Annotated in this window: 23 protein-coding genes; 17 read left to right on the top strand and 6 right to left on the bottom strand. The window is 37.5% G+C overall.

Annotated features, from left to right (window positions below):
- The first annotated feature begins 17 nt into the window (after window positions 1-17).
- The 5 genes from NK356_RS01145 to NK356_RS01125 all read left to right on the top strand — a co-directional run bounded on the left by NK356_RS01145 (window position 18) and on the right by NK356_RS01125 (window position 5,870).
- On the top strand, window positions 18-371 hold the full coding sequence (locus NK356_RS01145; RefSeq protein ID WP_034698058.1) for a four helix bundle protein: 354 nt from the start codon (window positions 18-20) through the stop codon (window positions 369-371).
- Between the two features lie 45 nt (window positions 372-416).
- A complete protein-coding gene (locus tag NK356_RS01140; protein ID WP_253315992.1) occupies window positions 417-1,703 on the top strand; it encodes a HAMP domain-containing sensor histidine kinase in 1,287 nt (428 codons plus the stop codon).
- Between the two features lie 96 nt (window positions 1,704-1,799).
- Window positions 1,800-2,555, top strand: a complete 756-nt coding sequence (locus NK356_RS01135) for a hypothetical protein (RefSeq protein WP_253315991.1) — start codon at window positions 1,800-1,802, stop codon at window positions 2,553-2,555.
- Window positions 2,556-2,606: 51 nt separating this feature from the next.
- Complete coding sequence (locus NK356_RS01130; protein ID WP_253315990.1) at window positions 2,607-5,027, top strand: TonB-dependent receptor; 2,421 nt, start codon at window positions 2,607-2,609, stop codon at window positions 5,025-5,027.
- Window positions 5,028-5,060: 33 nt separating this feature from the next.
- Window positions 5,061-5,870, top strand: coding sequence for a phosphatase PAP2 family protein (locus NK356_RS01125; protein ID WP_253315989.1), 810 nt, complete (start codon window positions 5,061-5,063; stop codon window positions 5,868-5,870).
- A gap of 166 nt (window positions 5,871-6,036) precedes the next feature.
- On the opposite strand, the gene NK356_RS01120 is transcribed toward NK356_RS01125, so the two are convergent.
- Entirely contained in the window at window positions 6,037-6,840 is an 804-nt protein-coding gene (locus tag NK356_RS01120; RefSeq protein ID WP_253315988.1) for an SDR family oxidoreductase, read from the bottom strand.
- A gap of 18 nt (window positions 6,841-6,858) precedes the next feature.
- The gene (locus tag NK356_RS01115; protein WP_253315987.1) at window positions 6,859-8,517 is read right to left on the bottom strand and encodes an FAD-binding dehydrogenase; all 1,659 of its coding nucleotides are present in this window, start codon (window positions 8,515-8,517) and stop codon (window positions 6,859-6,861) included.
- 151 nt (window positions 8,518-8,668) lie between these two features.
- Between NK356_RS01115 and NK356_RS01110 the strand changes: the two genes are divergently transcribed.
- The 5 genes from NK356_RS01110 (at window position 8,669) to NK356_RS01090 (ending at window position 12,258) form a co-directional block, all read left to right on the top strand.
- Entirely contained in the window at window positions 8,669-9,097 is a 429-nt protein-coding gene (locus tag NK356_RS01110; protein ID WP_034698043.1) for a hypothetical protein, read from the top strand.
- A gap of 1 nt (window position 9,098) precedes the next feature.
- On the top strand, window positions 9,099-9,602 hold the full coding sequence (locus NK356_RS01105) for a TlpA disulfide reductase family protein (RefSeq protein WP_253315986.1): 504 nt from the start codon (window positions 9,099-9,101) through the stop codon (window positions 9,600-9,602).
- Window positions 9,603-9,958: 356 nt separating this feature from the next.
- Window positions 9,959-10,354, top strand: coding sequence for a DoxX family protein (locus tag NK356_RS01100; protein ID WP_253315985.1), 396 nt, complete (start codon window positions 9,959-9,961; stop codon window positions 10,352-10,354).
- A gap of 184 nt (window positions 10,355-10,538) precedes the next feature.
- Window positions 10,539-11,576 (top strand): sensor histidine kinase, encoded by a 1,038-nt coding sequence (locus NK356_RS01095; protein WP_253315984.1) that lies wholly within the window; start codon window positions 10,539-10,541, stop codon window positions 11,574-11,576.
- Window positions 11,557-12,258, top strand: coding sequence for a LytTR family DNA-binding domain-containing protein (locus NK356_RS01090; protein WP_253315983.1), 702 nt, complete (start codon window positions 11,557-11,559; stop codon window positions 12,256-12,258). Before NK356_RS01095 ends, NK356_RS01090 begins: the two co-directional genes overlap by 20 nt.
- Window positions 12,259-12,446: 188 nt before the next feature.
- On the opposite strand, the gene NK356_RS01085 is transcribed toward NK356_RS01090, so the two are convergent.
- Window positions 12,447-12,764 carry a multidrug efflux SMR transporter gene (locus NK356_RS01085; protein ID WP_034698029.1) on the bottom strand — a complete coding sequence of 106 codons (318 nt, stop codon included), beginning with the start codon at window positions 12,762-12,764 and terminating at the stop codon, window positions 12,447-12,449.
- A gap of 232 nt (window positions 12,765-12,996) precedes the next feature.
- Here NK356_RS01085 and mug point away from each other — a divergent pair, with 232 nt between their 5' ends.
- Window positions 12,997-13,500 carry a G/U mismatch-specific DNA glycosylase gene (gene mug / locus NK356_RS01080; RefSeq protein ID WP_253315982.1) on the top strand — a complete coding sequence of 168 codons (504 nt, stop codon included), beginning with the start codon at window positions 12,997-12,999 and terminating at the stop codon, window positions 13,498-13,500.
- A 3-nt stretch (window positions 13,501-13,503) separates the two neighbouring features.
- Here mug and NK356_RS01075 read toward each other — a convergent pair whose 3' ends face one another.
- The 3 genes from NK356_RS01075 to NK356_RS01065 all read right to left on the bottom strand — a co-directional run bounded on the left by NK356_RS01075 (window position 13,504) and on the right by NK356_RS01065 (window position 17,986).
- Window positions 13,504-14,109, bottom strand: a complete 606-nt coding sequence (locus tag NK356_RS01075) for a DNA-3-methyladenine glycosylase (protein WP_034698023.1) — start codon at window positions 14,107-14,109, stop codon at window positions 13,504-13,506.
- A gap of 296 nt (window positions 14,110-14,405) precedes the next feature.
- Window positions 14,406-16,577: a S9 family peptidase gene (locus NK356_RS01070; RefSeq protein WP_081906506.1), complete on the bottom strand. Its 2,172-nt coding sequence runs from the start codon at window positions 16,575-16,577 to the stop codon at window positions 14,406-14,408.
- Between the two features lie 14 nt (window positions 16,578-16,591).
- Entirely contained in the window at window positions 16,592-17,986 is a 1,395-nt protein-coding gene (locus NK356_RS01065; protein ID WP_253315981.1) for an aminopeptidase P family protein, read from the bottom strand.
- Window positions 17,987-18,173: 187 nt separating this feature from the next.
- Here NK356_RS01065 and NK356_RS01060 point away from each other — a divergent pair, with 187 nt between their 5' ends.
- The 6 genes from NK356_RS01060 to NK356_RS01035 all read left to right on the top strand — a co-directional run bounded on the left by NK356_RS01060 (window position 18,174) and on the right by NK356_RS01035 (window position 26,056).
- Window positions 18,174-19,058, top strand: coding sequence for an AraC family transcriptional regulator (locus NK356_RS01060; protein WP_253315980.1), 885 nt, complete (start codon window positions 18,174-18,176; stop codon window positions 19,056-19,058).
- A 93-nt stretch (window positions 19,059-19,151) separates the two neighbouring features.
- Complete coding sequence (locus tag NK356_RS01055) at window positions 19,152-20,075, top strand: dihydrodipicolinate synthase family protein (protein WP_034698018.1); 924 nt, start codon at window positions 19,152-19,154, stop codon at window positions 20,073-20,075.
- The gene (locus tag NK356_RS01050; protein ID WP_253315979.1) at window positions 20,072-21,556 is read left to right on the top strand and encodes an aldehyde dehydrogenase (NADP(+)); all 1,485 of its coding nucleotides are present in this window, start codon (window positions 20,072-20,074) and stop codon (window positions 21,554-21,556) included. The genes NK356_RS01055 and NK356_RS01050 overlap by 4 nt, the downstream gene beginning before the upstream one ends.
- Window positions 21,553-22,551 carry a 4-hydroxyproline epimerase gene (locus tag NK356_RS01045; RefSeq protein ID WP_253315978.1) on the top strand — a complete coding sequence of 333 codons (999 nt, stop codon included), beginning with the start codon at window positions 21,553-21,555 and terminating at the stop codon, window positions 22,549-22,551. The genes NK356_RS01050 and NK356_RS01045 overlap by 4 nt, the downstream gene beginning before the upstream one ends.
- A gap of 9 nt (window positions 22,552-22,560) precedes the next feature.
- A complete protein-coding gene (locus NK356_RS01040) occupies window positions 22,561-23,826 on the top strand; it encodes an FAD-binding oxidoreductase (RefSeq protein WP_253315977.1) in 1,266 nt (421 codons plus the stop codon).
- An 82-nt stretch (window positions 23,827-23,908) separates the two neighbouring features.
- Window positions 23,909-26,056 (top strand): zinc-dependent metalloprotease, encoded by a 2,148-nt coding sequence (locus tag NK356_RS01035; protein WP_253315976.1) that lies wholly within the window; start codon window positions 23,909-23,911, stop codon window positions 26,054-26,056.
- Window positions 26,057-26,106: the final 50 nt, after the last annotated feature.

Here is a 26,106-nt window from a genome sequence, read left to right as displayed (position 1 = left end):
ATAAATGATGAATTGTTATGAGTGAAAAGAAAAATGTGCTGAAAGATAAAAGTTTTAGTTTTGCAATAAGGATTATTAATCTTTATAAATATCTTACTGCTAAAAGTGAATATGTTCTGAGTAAACAGTTGTTAAGAAGCGGAACAGCAGTTGGAGCTTTAGTAAGAGAATCACAAAACGCTGAAAGTAAAGCAGATTTTGTTCATAAACTGGCTGTTGCTCAAAAAAAATGTGATGAATCTATTTATTGGATAGAGCTTTTATCTCACACTGATTATTTAACATTCACTGAATATGAAAGCATCAATAATGAAGCCACTGAAATATTAAAAATAATCCGAAGTATCATCATTACAGCAAAGAATAAATAACAGAAACAAGAATTCATAACTCATAATTTATAATTCATAACTATTGTGAAGCCTCTACTCACCAAAACCACCAAACCCTTTCTTATCTACGTACTTATTGTACTGATGATCAGTATTCCTGTGTATTATTTTGTGGTGGATACGATCTGGAAAAGTGAGCTGGATGAGCATAATCAGATTATTGTAGAGAAAACGGCTTATGAATTCAATCAGCTGCAACTTTCTGAAGAAGCACTGGGCAAAAGCCTTGAATTATGGAATCATATTCAGCCTGAAACCAATATTGAAAGAATTTCTCCCAGCCAGGTAAAGCAGGACAGTGTTTATACTTATGAAAAACATCTGCCATTCATTTCGGAACAGAAAAAAGAGCGTTACAGATGTCTTGAAAAAGTAATTTATCTTCACAATAAACCTTATCTTTTTACTATACAGACCAATATTGAGGAATCTCATGAAACCATAGCTGTCATTGCCATGATTACCATCTTTTTTTTCGTGGTGATTGTTCTTGGGCTTTTATATCTTAACAGAAGGCTTTCTTCATCTGTCTGGAAACCGTTCAGAAGTACATTGGATCAGCTGAAAACTTTTAACCTTAACAGTCAGAATGCTATAGAATTTCCGACTTCTGACACTGCTGAATTTGAAGAACTCAATCAGTCTCTTTACAAGCTTATTGAACGTAATGTAACGGCTTACAAAACCCAGAAAGAGTTCACTGAAAATGCCTCCCACGAATTGCAGACTCCGCTGGCCATCATTAAAAATAAACTGGATCTTTTGCTTCAGGATCAGAATCTTACCGAAAAACAATACAGCATTGCAGAAGATATGAACAGGGCGCTTACAAGAAGCTCCCGCATCAATAAAAACCTTTTGTTGCTTGCTAAAATTGATAATAACCAGTTCGACAGCTCGGAAATTATTTCGTTTGATCTTTTGCTTCATCAAAGCATTGATATTCTCAGAGAACATTTTGAGCAAAAAAATATTTCAGTTACAGAACACATTTCAAATGAGGTACAGGTAAGTGGAAACAATATTCTGGCAGAAATATTAATCAACAATCTTATCATCAACGCCATTCGTCATACAGCTGTAGGAGGCAGTATTTCCGTACAGCTTACCCATTCTGTTTTTGAGGTTTCCAATTCAGGGACTGAGAAGCTGAATACGGATTTCTTATTCAAAAGATTTTCAAAACTTTCAACGGATAATAGTGGAAGCGGGCTGGGGTTGTCTATTATTCAGGAAATCTGTAGGTTTCATCAGTGGCCTATCAACTACAGGTTTGAGAATCAACACCATATTTTCTCTGTTAAATTATAGTTAAAAATATTCCCTTTTCCCACAATTCTAAATTTCTTCTAAATCGGGTTGCACCTTTGTATTGAAAACATACTGAGGTATAAATTTTATTTAGAAATGAAAACAGTAAACAAAGTTGCGGCCGTTACTCTTCTGTTCTGGCTGATGAAAATTGTAGCCACTACATTAGGAGAGACTTTAGGTGATTTTATTTCTATGACGCTTCATCTGGGCTATGTAGTTGGTATTCTGATTACCCTGTTGTTCTTTGTCATCATTTTATCCGTGCAGCTAGGTGTAAAAAAATATATACCAGCCGTATACTGGATGGTAATTGTAGGAACAACCACTTTAGGAACGGAAATCTCTGACTTCATCGACAGAACTCTGAAAACAGGCTACCTTACAGGCAGTTTAATTTTGCTTTCCGGCCTTTTAATTTCTTTGTTTTTATGGTACAAAAAGTATGGCAACCTTGAGGTGTATCCCATTTTTGAAAAGAATAAAGAACTGTATTACTGGACTGCTATCTTATTTTCCAACAGCCTGGGAACTGCTTTTGGGGATTTTCTGAGTGATAATTTAGGACTCGGCTACATGACAGGAGCTTTGATTACCGGACTCATTATCCTTATTGTGGTCGTACTTCATTATGCCACAAAGATCAATCATGTGTGGCTGTTCTGGATTGCTTTTGTTTTTACCAGACCGTTTGGTGCTACTTTCGGAGATCTTTTAACCAAGCCTTTAGCGAAAGGAGGACTGGATCTGGGAACTCTCAATGCTTCTCTGATATCCCTTGCTCTGATGGTATTGATGATCGTCATTTCACAAAGAAAACACAGCCGGGAATTCCCCCTTCAAAACGAATAATCCAACACCTCATATAATAAAAAATATTTTAAAGAAAATAAAACTAGAAGAATGAATAAGACAGCTCTGATATTTTTTCCAGCCTGCATAGTGGCTTCTTCCCTTGTTTCTGCACAGACAGCTTCTGTGACGGCTTCAGGAAGAATTACCGGTCAAGACAAGACAGCATTACCATATGCTCATATTATTTTAAAGAAAGAAAAAGACAGCACTTTTACAGCAGGAACAATTACCAATGAAGAAGGAAGATTTTCTCTTACCGGAATAAAACCAGACCATTATCTTCTGGAAACCTCACTCACAGGATATCGTATACAGATACAACCCGTTTTTATAGGAAGTCTTTCTGAGTTTCTGGAAATTCCTACCATTGAACTGACTGCGCAGCAGGAAACGGAAACCAAAATAGAGGCGATTACCATTACAGCTTCTAAAAAAAATGAAATAGACAGCCGTTTGGATAAGAAAACATACTCTGTGGCAGATAATATCAGTCAAAGTGGTGGTTCAGTATTACAAAGTATGCAGAATCTTCCCGGAATTACTGTACAGGATGGTAAAGTACAGCTTAGGGGAAATGATAAAGTAACTGTATTAATTGATGGCAAACAGACTGCTCTTACAGGTTTTGGAAGTCAGACCGGATTGGATAATATTCCTGCTTCTGCGATTGATAAAATTGAGATCATCAACAATCCTTCCTCAAAGTACGATGCGAACGGAAATGCCGGAATCATCAATATCATCATGAAAAAAAATAAACAGAACGGATGGAACGGAAAAGCAGGATTCACCACTGGTTTAGGTTCACTTTGGGTAAGAAAGGAAAATCTTCCTACGATAAGACCACAGTACACCCTTACGCCTAAAATTAATCCATCATTGTCTGTCAATTATAGAAAAAACAAAGTCAATATATTTTTACAGGCAGATAATCTGTACACGGAGACACTTAATAAGAATGAATTTGTAACCCGTACTTATGATGACGGAACAGTGATCAATTCCCAGCTGAAAAGAAACAGAAATACCAATTTCTTTACGACCAAAGCCGGAATAGACTGGAATATTGATGCTCAGAATACCTTAACCATTTCAGGAATGTACGGAAGTGAAAAGATTATCGACAGGGGAGACCAGCCTTTTTTCAATGGGGATATGTCTCGACGGCTGCGTCTTTGGCAGTTTCTGGAGGATGAGCTGAAAACAACCGTGATGGGAACAGCTTCCTATCAGCATAAATTCAAAGAAGCAGGACATGTATTGAATGTGGGATTCAATTATACTTTTCATAGAGAAGATGAAAAATATTTCTATGACAATTATCTGCCGTCTTCTACCGGAACTGATGCTTTTAAGCTATTATCGGATGAACAGGTATACGATTTTAATGTAGATTATGTAAAACCATTGAAATATGGACGAATAGAAACCGGAATTAAGCTGAGAAACAGAAGCATTCCTACCAATATGAATTTTATTCCGGGAGCGAACTCTGTGTTGGATGTTTCTGCCGGTGGAAAGGCAGATTATAAAGAATTTATTCCTGCCGTGTATGGAAATTATGTTTTTGAAAATGAAAAATGGGAGGCAGAATTGGGGCTTAGACTGGAATATGTGGGAATTCAGTATGATGTAAATCCAAACCATCCTACCTATAAAAGTGACGGATACAATTACACCCAGCCATTCCCGAATTTCAGGCTGGCGTATAAGCTTGATGATCGTAATAAGTTCTCCGTTTTCTATAACAGAAGGGTAGACCGTCCTAATGAAGTGGATATCAGAATATTTCCAAAATATGATGATGCAGAAATCATTAAGGTTGGAAATCCTGCATTACGTCCTCAGTTTACTAATTCTATCGAACTTGGATATAAACACAATTGGGATAGCGGATATTTATATTCTGCATTATACCACCGTTTTGCCAATGGAACAATCACCAGAATTTCCAGTATTGTTCCCGGCAGCACTTTAATTTATGCCATCTTCCAAAATGCAGGAAAGAGCTATAATACAGGGCTTGAAACAATTTTGAACCAAAAAGTATCGGATGTTTATTCCCTGAATATCAACGGAAATATATATCGTAATCAGATCGATGCATTTACTGTACAAAATCTGTATCCTCAACCCAATACTTTCTCTGCAGATCTGCAAACGGCTATCTCAGGGAATGTTAAGATGAACAATGTTTTTCGTTTCTCCAAAGGGTTAGATATGCAGTTTACATTGGTGTATCTGGCTCCGGATATTATTCCTCAGGGAAAAATACAATCAAGATTTTCGATGGATGCAGGAGTGAAAAAAGCCATTCAGAAAGGAAAGGGAGAACTTTTTTTTAACGCCTCAGATTTACTCAATACAATGGTAATCAAGAAGTCTGTACAGGGTAAAGGATTTGCCTATACCAGCAATGATTACTACGAAACCCAGGTGGTTCGTTTGGGATACAGCTATAAATTTTAATACAGAATCGGATAATTTTAAATATGGTTTAAAATGAAAAAACAGTTTCAAAAAACATGGATGTATGTAATGATTTTGAGTTCACTTTTAAGCAGAATCAATGCACAGAGTGTCAATGATACAATTAAGTTTCAAAAGCCTGTACAGGATAGCATTAGGACGACGGAGGTTACAAAAAGTACTCTGAATTATAAGAGTTTGATCATTCCTGCAGCATTTATTACCTACGGAGTAGCAGGTCTTTCCATTAAGAATCTGAAGCAGCTTAATGTATCTACTAAGGTTGAAATCAATGAACATCAGCCTAAACAGATACAGCTGGATAATTATACCCAATATGCTCCGGCAGTAATGGTATACGGGCTTAATGCAATGGGGATAAAAGGAAAACATAATCTGAGAGACCGCACCATCATTTACGCATCTTCACAATTGATTGCAGCTGCTTTTACAATGCCATTAAAGTATCTGGTAAAAGAAGAAAGACCGGACAGATCGAATACATTATCTTTTCCTTCAGGACATGCTGCCACAGCGTTTTCTTCTGCACAGTTTATGTTCCGGGAATATAAAGACACCAATTTCTGGCTCAGTATCTCCGGATATCCGTTTGCAATTTTCACCGGAGTTTACAGAATGCTGAATGATAAGCACTGGCTGGGAGATGTTGTAGCGGGAGCCGGATTCGGAATTCTTTCTACAGAGCTGGCTTATTGGTTGTTTCCAAAAATTGATAATTTATTACGAGGAAAAAATAAAGTTAAAACTTCGCTTTCATCCACCATGGTAATGCCTTTCTATCAGAATAAAATTGTGGGAATAGGATTGGTAAAAACCTTCTGATATAAAAAAGGTTGTTTCAAAAGTATCATTTTGAACACAGACTAAAGTCTGCGAACGTAGTTCATCAATGCAGTGAAGAATCTCATATAGTTGTTCATCAATAAGATTCTTCCTTCGTCAGAATGACAAAAGCCAATTGTTTGACTTTTGAAACAGCCTCTTTTCATTATACGACTTTTGCCTTACGGACTATTTTTGCCAATAAACCGGGAAAGAATCTCTTAAGATACACAGCCATTACTTCTTTACCACCTATAGCTTTTTGCCTTTTCTGTTTTTCAATAGCAGAAAGCATTTTTTTCGCAAAAATATCTACGGGCATTCCATTCTGTGTGGCGTCATCCATTGTGCCTTGTAATGAACCGTCTCCGGTAACTGCATTTATAGAAATGTCTGTCTGTATAAAACCGGGACAAATAAGGGTTATCTTAATATTCTGGCTGAATAATTCTGCCCGGAGCGCATCAAAAAAACCATGTAATGCATGTTTGGCTCCGGCATATCCGCTTCTCATAGGAGTACCGAAAATTCCCATTAAACTGGACACAACAGCAATCTGTCCTCCTTTATTTTTAATCATATAAGGTAAAACAGCCTTTGTAAGCGCTACTGTTCCGATATAATCAATATCGATGAGCTTTTTATCTACTTCAATATCGGTTTCCATAGCTAAAGACCGTTGTGACAATCCTGCATTATTAATCAACATATCAATCTTGCCGAATTGTTCTGATGCTTTTGCTGCAATGGCAGGCATTTCTTTATAATTTTTAAGATCTAAAGGGATCACCGCATACCGATCTTTACTCAAACCAGCTTTCTCAGCAACAGAATGAAGCTGTTCTTCTTTTCTGGAGGAAAGGATAATTTTGGCGTTACTGTTTCTGGTAAGTTCTTTTACCAAAGCTTCACCAATGCCTGATGATGCTCCGGTAATCCAAATGACTTTATGATCAAAATAATTACTCATATTCAATAGGTTTTAAGTTTAAAGTCCTGCAATATATTTTCCGGCTTTCATTCCTGAAAAGACACAGCCTCCCAAAAATGTTCCTTCCAGGGCTCTGTAACCGTGCATTCCGCCACCGCCAAAGCCAGCTGCTTCTCCGGCAGCGTACAATCCTTCAATAACACTGTCATCCTCTCTCAATACCTGACCATCCAGATTGGTTTTTATTCCGCCCAACGTTTTTCGGGTTAAAATATTAAGACGTACAGCAATCAAAGGTCCGTTTTCCGGATCTAAGATCTTATGCAGAGCAGCAACTCTTCCCAATTTATCGCCTAAATAATTTCGGGTATTTCTGATATAATTAACCTGAGTGTCTTTTGAAAACTTATTGTCTAACTCTCTGTCTCTGCCTTCAATCTGTGACTTTATATTTTCATAGTTCAGGAGACTATTTCCTGCCAGCTCATTCATTCTTTTAACCAGATCTTCCAGATTATCTGAAACAATAAAGTCTTTTCCGTGTTCTTTAAAAGCTTCTACAGGTCCGGGCGCTTTTTTACCAAAAATTCTTTTCAGAAAAAGAGCATAATCTTTATTCGTAATATCCGGATTTTGTTCTGAACCAGAAAGGGCAAATTCCTTTTTGATAATTTTCTGTGTAAGGATAAACCATGAATAGGAAAACCCTGTTTCCTGGATATACTGTAAAGTCCCCAGCGTATCAAATCCCGGAAGAAAAGGAGCGGGGAGACGTTCACCTTTCGCATCAAACCATAGCGATGATGGTCCCGGCAAAATGCGGATTCCGTGCTTTGGCCAGATAGGATTCCAGTTTTGTAATCCTTCCGTATAATGCCACATTCTGTCCGGATTGATGATATGAGCACCTGCATTTTCTGCAATGCCTATCATTTTTCCATCCACATAAGCAGGAACACCACACACCATGTTCTCAGGTGCTTTTCCTAATCTATCAGGCCAGTTTTTCCTTACCAGCTCATGATTAGCACCAATTCCTCCAGAAGCGATGATGATATTCGGGGCTGTATATTCAAAGGAAGAGATTACATTTCTATTGGTCTCAGCACCTCTTTCCTGAATGTCATTTTCAAGAATATCTCCTTTAACACCTTTGATCTTCCCGTTTTCAGTAATAATTTCAGTCACCCGATGTCTGAATTTCATCTGAAGCAACCCTTTTTCCTGAGCTTTGTAAGCTTTTTCAACAAAAGGTTTTACCACACCTGTGCCTGTTCCCCAGCTCACATGGAAGCGGGGAACGGAATTTCCGTGACCTGTTGCAGAACCATCACCACGCTCTGCCCAACCTACCATAAACATCAGCTTGATTCCCAGTTTGGAAATGTATTCGTATTTTTCACCAGCAGCAAATTTCAGGTAAGCTTCAGCCCATTGACGAGGCCAGTAGTCTTCCGGACGGTCAAAACCAGCAGTTCCTTTCCAGTCCTGTAAAGCCAATTCATAAGAATCTTTGATTCCCATTCTTCTTTGCTGGGGTGAATTGATAAGAAATAATCCTCCGAATGACCAGAATGCCTGTCCGCCAATATTCTGTTCAGTTTCCTGATCCAAAAGCAGAACTTTCTTTCCGGTATTGGTAATTTCCATGGCTGCAGTAAGCCCTGCAAGCCCTGTTCCGATGATGATTGCATCAGGCTGGAATCTTTCTTCCATTGTTAAGAGTGTTTTTATTCAACAATACTTCACATAAATGTATAAAATTATTTGCTAAAGGTTTTAAAATTAAAAATTTTAATAAGTCTATTGGAAACCATACAGTCCTGTACTCTGAACTTTTCAACTTATCTTTGTGAAAAATAGAAGAATGAAGTATTTGTTTATCATTGCTTGCTTGGTCTGTTCGGTTTTCAGTCAGGCACAGCAAAAACAGGATCCATGGAAAGACAGCCAGCTGATGGATCCGGCGTTACTGGCTTCCAGAATTGAAAAGAATAAAACAAAAGATCTGGTAATTATTTCAGTAGGTCCAGAAGCTATTGTGAAAGGCTCTGTAGACATTGGACCAACTCATGAACCAGAAAATCTGGAAAAACTGAGAAATTATCTTAAAGATATTCCAAAGAACAGAGAAATTGTGATTTACTGCGGATGTTGTCCTTTTGTAAAATGTCCTAATATTCGTCCTGCATTTGCTTTGCTGATGGAAATGGGCTTCAAAAATGCGAAGCTTTTAAATCTTCCGAAAAATATCAAAACAGACTGGCTTGATAAAGATTATCCTACAAATGATTAATATGAAGAATGGTTTTAAACTACTATTTTTAATACTGTTTTCGAGCTATATGAATGCTCAAAACAAAATAGAAATAGGGAAGAAAGCCCCTGAAATTACAATGACCAAAGCGGATGGAACTTCATTTTCTCTTTCCGAATTGAAAGGGAAATTGGTTCTGATTGATTTCTGGGCAACATGGTGTGCTCCTTGTGTAGAGGAACAGCCTCAGTTGAAAATGATGTATAGTACCTACTCAGAACAGATAAAAAATAATCAGTTTGAAATCCTGGGTGTATCTTTGGATAAGAATAAAGAAAGCTGGCAGAAAGCGATTGACAGATTTCAGATCAACTGGATACAGATCAGTGATTTAAAATTCTGGAAAAGCCCTGTAGCAAAGCTTTATGAAGTAGATGAACTGCCTTTTAATGTCATTATTGACGGGCAGGGAACTATTTTAGCTAAAAACCTTCATGGCAAAGAACTGGAAGATTTCATTAAAAAAAATCTGACACAGAATTAAGAAAGATTCTTTCTGGATATAATATAAAAGAGTGGTCAATTATTTTGCCACTCTTTTTTAATTAAAAAAGATAGAAGTATTTGTGTATTAGAATCTTGCCATAATCATTTGAAATATCTGTTGAAGACAGGTTAATGATTATGAGGGAACTCATCATTGTATCCGAGCGTAAAGATAATAAATTTTACCAATTAAATCACTTTATATTGAAATATGTTATAAAATTAATATCTCATTAAAATACTGTTCACCAATAAAAGTTATAATTACCACGAAGCTAAAACTTTTATATTGATTTCAGAGTTGTTGATATACAGAATATTGAGCCTTTGTTTTTGTATACTAATTTTGTTTCTATGAAAAAGAGTTTCTACCTCCGTTTTGCGCTTTCAGTGATCTTGCTGATGCATAGTGTGATTTCTATTTTCAGCGGGGATGTAAATGACTTTGGACAGATCTATCTGAATGGATTAGGTTTCAACCCAGTAGGAATTTATATAGCCTGGGTAGTAAAACTGACCCATCTTTTATCGGTACCATTAATCTGGATTGACAGATGGATCAAGCCAGTGGCTGTTAGTAATATTTTGATTTTCATTTTTGGAATCTATTACGTCCACTGGCAAAATGGATGGTTTGTGGTAGGTGGAGGAACGAATGGTATTGAATTCAATGTGTTACTGATCTTCTGCTTTTTGAATCTTATGTACCCTAAAGTTTCTTTGCATTTTATGAGTAAAAAGAAGGGTTAGACTTTCACAAATCATCTGTTTTTCCTTCAACTTTATTACCGCTCATAATCAAAACTGATAGTTTATAGATGGTTACGTCCATTTGATAGACTTATTTTTTATATTTGAGAGAACAAATAGTACTTTGTACTTTTAAATCATAATAAGCTTGAAATCAGACAGTCAATCTAAATGGCGGATTCATTTGCTTTTTTGGATATTGTATTATATTCTGGAAGTTTACCTTGACTTTTACTGGTCCAGATATCAGTTTCCGGATTTCAAATGGCAAATGAGACTTCAGAATACATTTATGCTGGAGCTCGGATATCTTTTTGTAAAAATTCCATTAGCATATGCTTTGCTGTATGTATACGAAAGGCTTGATCTTAAGCTTGTTTTTAAATATATTCTCTATATTTTCTTTGTAATAGCAGCTATTTTGGGTCACCGGTTTTTAACCCATTATATTATTTATCCTGAGATTTATGGCGTTACAGAAACATTGGACGGAAAGCATACTTCAGGATTTATCAATGGCTATGTGGCTTTTAATTCTTTTATGGATCTTATTTTTATGGTAGGTCTTATTTTCGGAGTTGAAATTACACGGCAAAAGAATGTACTCAAAGAACAGATCTCTCAATTAAAATCAGAAAAACTGGATCAGGAACTTACCATGCTGAAGGCTCAGATCAATCCTCATTTTCTTTTCAATACGCTTAATAACATTTACGGAATGGCTCTGAAAAAAGCAGATGAAACTCCGGATGTGATCCTTCAGCTTTCCAAAGTAATGCGGTATAATATTTATGAAGCTGCAGAAAAAACTATTTCTGTAGCCAAGGATATTGAGAATATTAAAGATTTCATCCAGATTCAGAAGATTCGTTACCGTCAGCTTACCGTGAGTTTTACAGAAGATATTGATAATCCTTCTCAGGAAATTTCACCTCTGATATTGATACAGTTTGTAGAAAATGCCTTTAAACATGGCGTTTCCGAAAGCCTGGGAGAAGCGTTCATTACCGTAAATATCCGATTAAAAAACGGAATTTTTACTTATTTCATAGAAAACTCCAAACAGGAACAACCCCATGAGCATTCCACAAAAATAGGGCTGAAAAATATCCGCAGGCAGCTCGAATTGCTTTATCCCAATCATACGCTTTCTGTAGAAGATAAGAATAACCGCTATATTATAACTCTAACCATTGATTTCCATGATACAACCAGCCACTAAAAGATACAACTGTATTATTGTAGAAGATGAACCTATTGCTGCTGAGATTCTGGAAAACTTTATCTCCAGAGATCAGGAACTGAATCTTTTGGGAAAATGTGCCGATGCAGTATATGCCAGCAGTCTTTTAAGTATTCATGCTGTAGATTTAATGTTTCTTGATCTTCATCTTCCGGTAATAAAAGGCTTTGATTTTCTCAGAAATGTAAAAAATCCGCCGTTTGTAATTGTTACAACCGCTTATCATCAGTATGCGGTAGAAGGCTATGAGCTAGATATTGCAGATTATCTGATGAAACCCATCCCGTACGACCGTTTTCTTGTTGCTATTGAAAAATTCAAGCATTTGATGGAAGCAGAAGATGCTTTACTCGAAGTTTCTGAACGTGATTTTATTTTCATGAACAGTGGTAAAAAGAAGGTTAAAATTATTCTCCAGGATATTTTTTATATTGAAAGTTTAAGAGAATACATTCATATTCACACGAAGACAGAGACTTTCACTTTTAAAATGCCCATCAGTAAAATAGAGCAAATTCTAAATCCCAAAATGTTTACCCGCATTCATAAATCCTATATTATATCACAATCAAAAATAGAGGTGAAATCTGCCAATATTATTCAGATCAATGGAAAACAGCTTCCCGTGGGGAGAACTTATAAGCCATTGATAGAGCTTTAAGAGTCAGATTGAAGCCTTGTTTAAAACCACCCCGTCAAAAATTCTTTGAATTTTCGTCACCCCTCAGAGAAAGGGAATTTTTAAGTCCTTCAATGCAAAGGGTGGGAAATATATGAAGATCGTTTATTATTTGAATGTTGAATAATGTTTTGGCTTAAGACTTATCATTATCCTGAGCCAATTTTTGTTTAAAATACCTTAAGACCAATGATTCCCACTACAATCAATAAAGCAGAAAGCAATCTTAAAATACTTGCAGAGTCCTGAAAAAAGAGAATTCCCACCAATAAAGTTCCTACCGCCCCAATTCCTGTCCATACTGCATATGCTGTTCCTATAGGGATACTTTTCTGAGCAAACCAGAGAAATCCACCACTGATGGTCATGCATAAGATCGAAAACATGATCCAGCTCCATTTATTATTTTCCGGCTGTTGGGATAATTTAAGCCCCAAAGGCCATCCAATCTCAAAAATTCCTGCGATAATTAATGCAATCCAGTTCATACTATTCTTGTTTTAATGATATTGAGAATGAAAATCTATTAAAGAAAATTCATTGCTTTTACAATACAAAATTATCATTATCAATTTATATTCAACCCTATAAACTATGTGATCCGGCAAAAAGCAGAGATAGAATGTATTTTACCGAAGATGAAACGTTTCATATAATATAATGGAATTTGAATAACACAAATAGTGATACCTTTATACCACGAAGTAACTTAATATCATTATGCTGACAGACATTATTTCAACACATCTTAACGTTATTTTTTGTGGAATCAACCCTGGTTTAAAATCCTCAAATGACGGCCACCATTTTTCAGGAAGGAGCAATCGTTTTTGGAAAGTACTGCATCAGGTAGGATTTACACCCCATGAAATAGAAGCGGTGAATGATACTTCTCTTCTGGATTTTGGATATGGGCTGACAACTGCAGTAGCAAGACCAACCTCCCGCGCAGATGAACTTTCAAAGGAAGAATTTGATGAATCTCTTGAAAGTTTTAAACTGAAAATAACAAAATACCAACCGAAATATGTTGCTTTTCTAGGCAAAGCAGCTTACAAAGCATTTTCTAAGAAAAAAGAAATTCTTTGGGGAGAGCAGCCAGAAGATTTTTGTGGGGCAAAAGTATGGGTTCTACCCAATACGAGTGGTCTGAACCGGGGTTTCTCTCTTGACAGTCTGGTGATGTATTATAAAGAGTTCTATCATTCGGTTCATGAATCCTGATATTTATACTTTATTGGGTTTGCTCACATATTTATTTCCTTTCACAAAAAAACGCCAGGGCAAAAGCGCATCTTCCTGTGCATAGGCAACACCAATACGAGGACCTGTAATGATTTCATCCTGAGCATATGAAATTCCATGGTCTTCAATCCAGATCTCATGTCCGGCCAGATCTTTTTTATTGAATGTCCGGTCAATTCCTAATGCTTTCGCTGCCGATCCCGGACCTGCAGAAATAGAAGGTTTAGAAACTGACATATTCCTTCTGAGCTCCATAATTTCTGTTCCAATTAAAGGTTCTATAGCTCTCACAAGAACAGCATGAGGATCATCCTGCACTGAAGTCACCACATTGAAAAGATGATGAATCCCATAGCATAGATACACATAAGATACACCGCCATGACTGTATAATGTTTCTGTACGATCTGTACGTCTGCCTCCATAGGCATGGGAAGCTTTATCCTTAACGCCAAAATAGGCTTCTGTTTCTACAATAATTCCGGCTGTTGTTTCACCATTGATTTTTGTAAAAAGTACTTTTCCCAAAAGGTCCTGAGCCAGAAAAAGAACATCGTGATTGGAATAATAGGAGGGTGGTAGTTTCATGAATGATGTTAGAATTATCAATTCAAATTTAGTGATAATCCTGTAAAAATAGAAGCGGCAGAGAAGGAGGTAAGAAAAGATACCACAAAAAGTCACATTTCATAAAATAGTGAGTATTTTGGCACATCCATTGTTGCTTCTTTTATAACATCATTCCACACCAATATAAAAAAATTATAGGTTTTGACACTTATTTTTTCCCTGGAGCAATCCGGGGAATTTTTGTTTACCGCAGAAACTAATTTTTAATTATTAAGAAATAAAAAAGTCCCACATCACTGTGAGACTTTCATTATTTATCTTGCTCCCGGAGGGCAGTGTTCTTTTAAGTACTTCGTAAACATAGTTGTCAGATGCAGCGATGTTCCTTCTCCTTCATTAATAGCATGAGTACGGTTAGGATAAGACATCAGCTGAAACTGTTTGTTGTATTTTACCAGTTCATTGATGTATACTTCTGTATTCTGATAATGTACATTATCATCACCTGTTCCATGAACCAACAGAAGGTTTCCTTTTAAGTTTTTAGCATAAGCTAATGGTGAACCCTTCACAAAATCTTCTCTGTTTTCCTGTGGAAGCCCCATATAACGTTCCTGATAGATATTGTCATAGAATAACTGATTGGCAACCGGTGCAATGGCAATTCCTGTTTGATAAATATCAGGATACTGTCCTAAAAGGTTCAGGGTAGAAGAACCTCCACCGCTCCAGCCCCATACGGCAACTCTTGAAGTATCGATATAAGGCCATTTTGCAAATAAAGCTTTTGCTCCCATTGCCTGATCACGGATATTCATCTGACCTATTTTACGATAGACTGATTTTCTCCATTCACGTCCTCTCGGAGAAGGCGTTCCACGATTTTCAAGAGAAACATATAAATAACCATCTTCAGCCATATTTCCGGCATATAACCAGTTCCAGCCGGTATAAAAATCATCTGTTACTGTTTGCATAGCAGGTTCTCCATAAACTGTAAAGACAATCGGATATTTTTTATTAGGATCAAAATTTTTAGGCTTTACTACCCAGCCATCTAATGTAATACCGTCCTGTGTTGTAATCTGGAAAAATTCAGCTTTAGATTTTGCAGGATCTGCTTTTGCAGACCTGTTGGCAGCAACCAATTCTTTATGTTCCGGAAGTGATATCACTGCATCTGCAGAAAATGCATTGACACTGTTATTGGTAAACATGGCAATTTTTCCATTAGGTGATATCGTATAAGTATTAGAACCCGTATAGGATTCAGGAGTTACTTTTTGGGCTTTTCCTCCTTTCATACTTACTTTATACAGGTATTTCTGAGTAGCATTATTCGGGGAAGCTAAAAAGTAAATTTGATTGTTCTTAACATCAAAGAATTCCGGTTTTATAACATCGTAAGCATCTTTTGTAATTAATGTTTCCTTACCGTTCATATCTATTTTATAAATATGTCTCCATCCGTCTTTTTCAGAAAGCCATAAAAATTCTTTTCCATTATCAATCCAGTCCCAACCCTTTGGATCGTTGTCATTCCAACGGGATTTTATATCAATCCATGCCGCATCAGTTTCTGTATGAATCGTCTTACTGCTTCCGGAATTGGCATCTGCTACGATAATTTTACTTTGATTCTGTTTTCTGTTCAGTTGCTGTAGAATAATGGATTTAGAATCCAGCACCCATTCCATTCTTGGGATATAGTTTTGCATTTCATCTCCTGCAATATCAGCTTTCTTTGAAGATTTGGAAGCCAGATCATAAAACCAGATACTGCATCCGGAAGGATTTTCTCCCACCTTTGGATATTCTACGGGAACAGTAAAAGAATACAGACTATCCGTATTATTAATCATCAGAAAATTTTTCGTACCACGTGCATCCAGCTTCCAGTAAGCGATTTTGCTACCGTCCGGAGACCATCTGAAACCATCCTGAGTTCCGAACTCCTCTTCATATACCCAGTCAAAAGTTCCGTTGATCATTCCGTCTGTACCATCGGTAGTGATTTTAGTCTGCTGACTACTGGAAAGATCTTCAACATAAATATTATGCTTAGACACATAAGCTACTTTTTTGCCATCCGGGGAATACTTTGCAAACATCAGTGAGGAAGCGGGTAATCCTTTTCCCAGTTGGGTAAGCTTTTTAGTATTTTTGTCGTAAATCCAGTAATCTCCGCGGGTATTATCTCTCCATACTTTCTTTGTATTGGCAAAAAGTAATAAACTTTTATCATCAGGAGATACCTGAAAACTCTGTACCTGTAAGGCTTCAGAACTTCCTGCAGGAACCAGTTCGCTGCTGTTTAAAAGGAGCTGATCTTTCCCGGGATGTAGTATATCAACAATTTCAACCCCTTTTTTAGTAAATGAATAATAAGCGTTGCCATCCGGAGTCCATTGTGTCTTCTGTGCCGCCAATGGTGACAGGCACAGGAAATACAATGCAATAGCTGTTAGTTTTTTTATATTCTTCATAGATCGTATTTGAATTAAGCTAAATGTTCAGCTCTGTAATTTTCAATTTCTTCAACGGTTTTGATCAATCCGTTCCCTAAAAGTCTGTATCCGTTATCTGTGATCAGGAAATCATCTTCCACACGGATTCCTCCGAAATTTCGGTATTCATTTACTTTATCATAATTAATAAAGTCTGCGTTTTTATTTTCAGTCTGCCATATGTCAATCAGTTCCGGAATCATATAAATACCGGGTTCAACCGTTACGACAAAACCGGATTCCAAAGCTTTTCCTAAACGTAAAGATTTCAATCCGAAAGTTTTGGTGTCTTTTGGTTCGTCTTCAGTATAGCCAATATACTGTTCTCCAAGGTCTTCCATATCATGTACATCAAGTCCCATCATATGCCCAAGTCCACACTGAAAGAATAGGGTATGAGCATGATTCTTTACGGCATCTTCAGGGTTTCCTTTCATCAATCCAAGATCAATAAGCCCTTCTACCAGATGTTGTGCTGCTTTGAGGTGAATATCTTTAAATCGTATTCCAGGTTTCAAAAGGTTTTGAGCTTGATTAAAAGCATTCAGAACGATTTCGTACATTTCCTTTTGTTTTGTTGTAAAAGTCTTCCCTACAGGAAATGTTCTGGTAAGATCACCCGCATATCCCATCGCAGTTTCTGCTCCGGAATCATTCAGGAAAAGATCGCCTTCTTTCATGGTATTGAGACGGTAATGGTTATGCAGAATTCCTCCGTTGATAGTCACAATAGGAGGATAAGACATCTGACACTCTTTGTTGGCTGCAAGATACTGGATTGCATTGGCAATTTCATATTCTTTCATTCCCGGCTTCGTTGCACGCATGGCCAGCAAATGCATTTCATTGGATACATTCACAGCCTGTTCGATCTGTACAATTTCCTGAGATTCTTTGATGGAACGCTGTTTTACAATAGCTTTAATCATTTCCACAGATGGTTGCAATTCAGCAATTTTAATCCCAAGAAGATCTCCGAGTACAATTTTATTGGAAGACTGATAGGGAGGAAGGTAATGTACTTTTCTTCCTGAAGCTTTTGCTTTTAAAATATATTGAGAAAGCTCTGCATAAGGTAAAGTTTCCTGTACGCCGGATTTCAGACTTTTTTCTTTCAAAGTTTCCTGCCTGCCCATCCACACAATATCATCAATACTTAATTCATCTCCGAAAACAATGGTCTTATTTTCATCGATATCGATAATGGCTGCAATTCGGGGTTCCTGAATTCCAAAATAGTATAAATAAGTACTATCCTGGCGGAAATAATAAGGATTGTGTTCAAAGTTTACAGGATTCTCTATATTTCCCAGAAATAATAAGATTCCGTTAGACACACTTCTTTGTAATACTGACCTTCTGTCCTGATAAGTTTGTGCTGAAAACATATATTATGAATACTTTTTATTTTAAAAGTTTAAAGTTACAATTTTGTACTATTTATAGTACTTTATTCATTAAAAATAAGAATATGTAAAATTTGTATTTTAATATGATATTTAATGTTCATATTTTGCTTAACTTCAGCAATATTTTAACCTTGCTAATCTAATAACCCAGTAAAGCATTCATATTATGATGAAGAGTCTCCAGTTTTCTGTTCCTGCCGACACCAACAAAAGTATTCGTATTCAGGAAGATATAATGCCTAATTTCTATCCTTATTTCCATCGCCATACAGAAACGCAAATCATGTGGATTCTTAAAGGACATGGCACACTGGCCATAGAACAGAATCTCTTTAATTTTGAAGCTGGCGACATTTTCTATCTCGGAGCTAATCAATCCCATGTTTTCAGGGGCAATTTTGAGAAAAATGAAAAACAGAAGGTTCATGCCATCTCTATTTTCTTTGATCCTCATAAAAAGATCGCTGCATTTTTCGAATTACCTGAATTTGAGGAACTAAAAAATTTCATCAGTCATTCCGAAGTAGGTTTCCAGGTAGCAGCCAAGCTTAAAAAAAGTATCGCAGAAGATATTGCTGCCCTGCAAAAAACAAAAGGAGTAGATCAGATTATCGATTTTATCAGGATTTTAAATCATCTTATGCAAAACAGGCATTTGCATATCCCTTTATCTTCAGAAAAGAATTTACCTAATCCTATTTCTGATACGGATCAAAGAATTATAGATGCCCAGAATTTTATCAAGAAAAATTTCGCACAAAGTAAACTGACTCTAGATCTTATTGCCAAAGAAGCCTGTATGACACCTCAGGCTTTCTGCCGGTCTTTTAAAAAACGTACCCGCATTACGTATATTGAATACCTCAATGAACTTCGTGTACAAAGGGCCTGCAGACTATTAACTGCCAGTAATATGTACAGTATTTCTTCTGTTGCCTTTAACAGTGGGTTCAATAGCCTTACCAATTTTAACAGGGTGTTCAAATCCATTATGAAATATTCTCCTAAAGAATACCTGAAGCACTACAAAGAGGCTACCATAGAGCAATAAAAAAACAACATGTTAAAATACGGTTAGAACCTATTAAAATATTAACATTTACCGTTTTGAAATTCTGCTAGTTTTGGATAAATATTATTTGATATGAGTACAAAACTAAACTGGGAAGGTATTTATCCCGCTGTATTAACTCCTTTTACAAAAGAAGGTGAGATAGACTTTGAAATGTTTGCTATCAATACAGAAGCCCAGATTAAAGCAGGAGTTCACGGGATTATCCTTGCAGGAACATTAGGAGAGGCCAGTGCTTTAGAAACAGAGGAAAAATTTGAACTGCTGAAATATGCAAAAAAAATAACACAGGGAAGAATTCCTGTCATTCTCAATCTTTCTGAAAATACTACCCGAAATGCAGTCAACTTTGCCCAAAAAGCAAAAGAATTAGGGGCAGACGGTCTCATGTTGCTTCCACCGATGCGTTACAAAGCAGACAACCATGAAGTTGTTGAGTATTTCAAAGCAGTAGCTTCCGCTACAGATCTTCCTATTCTTATTTATAACAATCCCGTAGATTATGGAATATATGTTTCCCTTGAAATGTTCGAGGAGCTTATTGAATATCCGACCATTCAGGCTGTAAAAGAATCAACAAGAGATCTGGCGAACGTAACCAGAATGATCAACCGTTTCGGAAAAAGGATCAAAATTCTTGGTGGAGTAGATACTATCTGTCTGGAAACCCTGATGCTTGGAGCAGACGGTCTTGTGGCAGGTCTTGTAGATGCGTTTCCTAATGAAACCATGGCGATGTACAACCATGTGAAAGCCAATGAATATGATAAAGCTGTAGAGATCTACAGATGGTTTATGCCATTGCTGGAACTGGATATTCACCCTAAACTTATTCAGTATATCAAACTGGCTGCAACAGCAGAAGGGATAAGCAATCCTTATGTAAGAGCTCCACGTCTTGAACTTCATGGAAAGGAAGCTGAACAAGTTCAAAAAATCATTGAAGAAGGCAGAGCTAATCGTCCTGTATTATTAATTCCAGAACAACAAATATGATGGAAGAAGCGTCAAGACAATATATTGATGAAAGAATTCGGAAGGCTTCTGAAGCCTTCCAATTCTTAAAAAACACAACAGTTACTGAACGGGCAGAATTTATGAATGCTGTCGCTGATCAGATTGAAGTACTGGGAGTAGAACTTCTGGAAATTACTCATCAGGAAACGTCATTGCCATTGGCCAGACTTATTGGTGAAAAAGCCAGAACTGTAGGACAATGGAGAAGCTATGCCAAAGCTGTTGCTGCCGGAACCTATACGGAAGCCAGAATAGATCTTGCCCAGCCTGAAAAACAAAAAGGAGATCTCAGAAAATACAATGTAGGCATTGGACCGGTTGTCATTTTCGGAGCCAGTAATTTTCCTTTTGCATTTTCTACTGCGGGAGGAGATACTGCCAGTGCCATCGGGGCAGGCTGCCCTGTCATTATAAAAGCACATCCGGCACATCCTAAGACTTCACAAATGATGGCGGATGCCATCACCGCAGTTGTAAGTGCATTTGGATGGCCTGAAGGGATCTTTAGCCATATTACCGGAACTTCCTATGAGACCGGAACTTATCTCACCCGGCATCCTGATATCCAGGCTGTAGCATTTACAGGTTCTTTCCAGGGCGGAAAAGCTTTGTTTGATATAGCAAACCGTCGTGAAAACCCTATTCCTGTATTTGCGGAAATGGGAAGCATAAATCCTGTATTTGCTTTTCAAAACCTCCTTGAAACCAAGGCAGAAATATTAGCCAAAGAATATAGTACTTCTTTAACGTTAGGAGCAGGACAATTCTGTACCAATCCGGGAGTATTTATTGCTTTGAAAGGAAAACCTCTTGACCGTTTTATCAAGACATTAAAAGAAGAAATTCAAAACGTGGCTCCGGCTAAAATGCTTCACAAAGGGATATTTGAAAGTTTTGAAAAAAACAGAAATATAGCAACACAACAGACAGATGTTGAAATAATTGCTTCATCAGAAGCAGATGATTATCAGGGAAGTGCTTCGGTGATAAAAACCAATGCTCAGACCTTCCTGAATAATCCTGTACTGAGTGAAGAAGTCTTTGGCCCGTTTGGTATTCTTGTAGCGTGTGAAACAGAAGAAGAGATAACGAAAATCGCCCAGCAGCTAAAAGGGCAGTTAACCATCACCATTGCCGCTACCCATGAAGAGGTAAGGGATAATACGATGCTGATCAATCTTCTGAGAGATAAATGCGGAAGATTATTATTCAACGGAATGCCTACAGGAGTAGAAGTTGTGTATGCCATGCAGCATGGAGGGCCGTTTCCTTCCACTACAGACTCCCGTTTTACTTCTGTGGGACCGGATGCTGTTAAACGCTTTGTCCGTCCTATTTCTTTCCAGAACTGGCCGGATGAATTTTTACCTGAAGAGCTAAAGAACGACAATCCATTACAAATCAGCAGAATAGTAGATGGAGCAGTCAGTTCAGGATCATTAAAACTACAGACAACATGAACAGAACATTTTTTTGTATAGATTCTCATACCTGTGGATGTCCTGTGCGCCTTGTTGCAGGAGGAGCTCCCATTTTAAAAGGAAATTCCATGATGGAACGCAGGCTTCACTTCATGAAAGAATACGACTGGATAAGAAAGGGATTAATGTTTGAGCCCCGTGGTCATGATATGATGAGCGGAAGTATGCTGTATCCTCCTGTAGATGAAAATAATGATATCGGAGTTTTATATATTGAAACCAGCGGATGTCTTCCCATGTGCGGACACGGAACAATCGGAACCGTCACCATTGCAATTGAAGAAGGCCTTGTTGTTCCTAAAATTCCCGGGAAATTACGACTTGAAACTCCTGCAGGTCTTATTCTTATTGATTACGTACAGGAAGGAAAAAAAGTAAAATCGGTAAAACTTACCAACGTAAAGTCTTTTCTATATGCAGAAAACCTGGAAGTTGAATGCCCGGATCTTGGATTAATAAGTGCAGATGTTGCATATGGCGGAAACTTTTATGCCATTATCGATCCTCAGGAAAATTTCAGAAATATTTCTGATTTTACGGCCAGCCAGCTCATCCATTATGGGAAGATTATCCGAAAATTACTCAATGAAAAATATGAATTCTTCCATCCTGAAATTGAACATATTAGCGGATTAAGTCATATTCAGTGGACAGGCAATCCTACAGATCCTAAAGCCAGTGGAAGAAATGCAGTGTTAGTAGGGGAAAATGCTCTGGATCGTTCTCCATGCGGCACAGGAACTTCTGCAAGAATGGCTCAATGGTATGCTAAAGGAAAATTAAAAGAAGGGGAAGAATTCATTCATGAAAGCTATATCGGTTCTCAGTTTATCGGGAGAATTGAAGGAACCACTACTGTTGATGGAAGGCCAGCCATTATCCCTTCAGTAGAAGGCTGGGCCAGAATTACCGGCTATAATCATATTATTATTGATGACGAAGATCCTTATTGGCAGGGATTTCAGGTGATGTAAACAAACAAGATGACACAGAATAAAGGAAAAGCACTGATCATCGGTGCAGGAATAGCAGGATTAAGCTCAGCGTATTACCTTTTACAGAAAGGCTGGCAGGTGGAAATTCTTGAACAGAATGATCTTACCAACAATTGTTCTTATGGAAATGCAGGAATGATTGTACCCAGCCATTTTACCCCATTGGCAGCACCAGGAGTTGTTGCCCAGGGAATACGATGGATGTTTGACAGTAAAAGTCCGTTTTATGTAAGGCCTTCCCTCAATTCCAGGCTGGTTTCCTGGGGATTGAAGTTTTTGAAACATTCCAACCAGAAACATGTTGATTACTCTGCATCTGCAATCCGGGATCTTAATCTTGCAAGCAGCAGGCTTTATAATGAAATTGCCCAAAAAGACGGATTTGATTTTGAACTGAATCAAAATGGTATTCTAATGCTCTATAAAACAGAGAAAGTTGCAGAAGAGGAAACCGAATTGGCTTACAAGGCTATCAATATGGGACTACCCGTTGATATTCTGGATCGATCAGAAATTCAGGAACTGGAACCCAATGCCCGGCTGGATGTAATCGGTGGGGTCAATTATAAATGTGACGGCCACATGAATCCAATGAAACTGATGAAACAAATGATCTCTTATCTTAAAAATAAGGGTGTCATTTTTCATACTCATCATCAAGTAACACAGTTTGAAACTTCTGGAAATACTATTAAAACAGTCATTGCCAATGGTAAAGAATTTACGGCAGACCAATTTATCATGACGGGAGGTTCATTCTTACCTGAGCTTGCCCAAAAAGCAGGTATTAAAATTCAATTAATGCCCGGGAAAGGATATTCCTTGATGCACCAACCGGAAAATCCTCTCAATACATTAGAACATGCTGCCTTATTGCTTGAGGCTAGAGTAGCAGTCACTCCTATGAACGGGCAGATCCGTTTTGGCGGAACGATGGAACTGGCTTCCCATCAGGATAAAATTAATATGAAAAGGGTGGAAGGAATCATTCAGTCCATCCCCAAATATTTACCCGACTTTCAGGTTGAAACACCCAAAGAATCTGAAATCTGGTTTGGATACAGACCCTGCGCTCCGGACGGACTTCCGTATTTAGGCAGATCTTCCCGATTAAAGAATCTCATTATTGCAGGCGGCGGCGGAATGATGGGACTAAGTTTAGGACCCATTTTTGGAAAAACAGTTTCAGAACTTGCCAATGACGAAAAGCCAACGGTTGAGATCAAGATATTCAACCCTGAAAGATTTAGTTAAAAAACACCACACACCACACCAAGTTAAGCACAAAACAATTTGATTAATTAAATAATTTATTAACAACCAAATCCAAAATTTTATGAAAAAATTTAAATTACTAGCACTTGTTTCCCTATTTCCAATAATAGGTTTTGCACAAGAAAGAAGACCTCATGAGTGTAAAGCAGATGAAATGATGAAAAAACATTTTGAGCTGCATCCTGAATCTAAGGCTGAATATGAAAATTTTGAAAAATATACTCAAGATTTCGTAAAAAAAATGGGTTCAGGCAAAAGATCATTGAGTAACAGTATCAAAAATCCAACCTACATCATCCCTGTGGTTTTCCATGTATACGGAGAATCTCAAAGTGATGTAAAAGTAAATTATCAAAAAGTAGTTGACTTACTGGAACAGATCAACTTAAATTTCAATGGAATCAATACTGACTCAAACACGGTTGACCCTGACTTCCAATCCATTAGAAGTTCATTAAGCATTGAATTCCGTTTAGCTAAAATTGATCCCACCGGAAAAGCAACCAGCGGAGTGGTATTTCATCCTTTCAAAGGCGGATATGGCAATGGTGGCGGGTATGATGCACAAATTGGTGCAGATGCCTGGGATAATTCAAAGTATATGAATGTGTATATCCAAAATGATCTTTATGCTAATAAGGATTTTTATCAATCAGGAGTTGCCTGGTATCCGGATTCATACATGACTTCAGTAAATACAGCCAGAGTTGTTTATAATGGACGTTATATATTCAATGCTGCTGGAACAGTGGCTTCAAACGAGTTTTCTGATACATTCACTCACGAATTTGGGCACTGGCTCAATCTTCAGCATACTTTCAATGTTCTTTGTTCAACTGCAAACCCTGGTAATGATGGTGATGGAGTTGCAGACACTCCTGTAGAAAATATGTCTTCCGGATTAGGATGTGCAACTGGCACTAATTGTCTTGGACAGAAAGTGAACGTTGAAAACTATATGGGATACAACGGTTCTTCCGGTTGTTATAAAATGTTTACCGCTGGGCAGGTCAACAGAATGCTAGCCGCATTGAATCATCCTTCAAGAACAAATTTATGGCAGCCTGCCAACTTAGCAGCAACCGGAGTTGCCAATACTCCACCCAGGTTAACACTTAGCAACAGTACATTTACAGAAAACTTAAACAATAATGGAGCAGTGTCATTAGATGGGACAGTAGCCTCTGCTCCTACATCAACAGTTACGTTAAATTCAGCAACATTTGCCGTACCAAATGGAACAACTCTTGTTTCGGGAACACATTTCACCTCTTCATTACCAGCAGGACTAGCTGCAAGTATAGTAGTTACAAGCCCTACAACTGCTGCTCTTACCATAAATGGTGCGGCAACCAGTCACCCAAAAAGCCAGGTCCTGAATTCATCAATTACGTTCCTGAATCCAGCTATAACAGGAGGAGCAGCTTCACTAGGGGCAACAACAGCTTTAGCACTAACTTTCTCTTATAAAGATCCGTATAAAATAGTGACCGGAACTCCATTAGAAAGCTATGCCAACCCAACAGCAACAACCGTAACCACCAACTCCGGAGCAACTTGGAAATATTTTATCATTAACCCGGAACTTAGCGATGATGCAGGATATGGGGCCTGGTACTATGCTGCCAATCAGTTAAAGTTGGAAACCTACTGGAAAGGATTAGTATGCGAAACAGGAACAAGAAATATCAGCTTAATTCCAGCCTGTACCACCATCACTAATGCAAATAATATAGGGTATCCAACCTGGACTCCCGGACAACTGGATGTGTATACTCCTACCTATACTACCTGGTCCGGAAAAACAGCTTATGTTGGTTTTAGAAATCAATTCGATGGCTACAGCATTAATGGTTATTTAAAAGTGATTGTGGGGGCAAATGGTTCAAATTATTCTGTAACTGAGTATGCATACAATACACAACCATTTGGCAGCATCACAACACCTTGTAATATACTGTCCAATAAAGATATTCAGGTGGCAACAGGCCCGGAAACTTCTGTTTATCCCAATCCGGCTTCTGATGTTTTGAATATTAAAACAAAAGGAGAAATTAAATCAGTTACTGTTTATGATTTGTCCGGAAGAAAGATTAATGCCCCGGTTACTGGCCATAAAGTTGATCTTAAAAACTGCCAGAACGGAACTTATTTAATTGATATTGAAACTTCTTTAGGGAAATCCTCTCAGAAATTCATTAAAAAATAGGATCAAACGGCATATTGATACAATATGATTATTAGTAAAAGGTTTGATTT

The organism is Chryseobacterium sp. S0630, from assembly GCF_024158915.1.
Taxonomy (GTDB): Bacteria; Bacteroidota; Bacteroidia; order Flavobacteriales; family Weeksellaceae; genus Chryseobacterium.
Note: the sequence above shows the minus strand (reverse complement) of the source record. Positions and strands in the feature narration are given on the sequence as shown.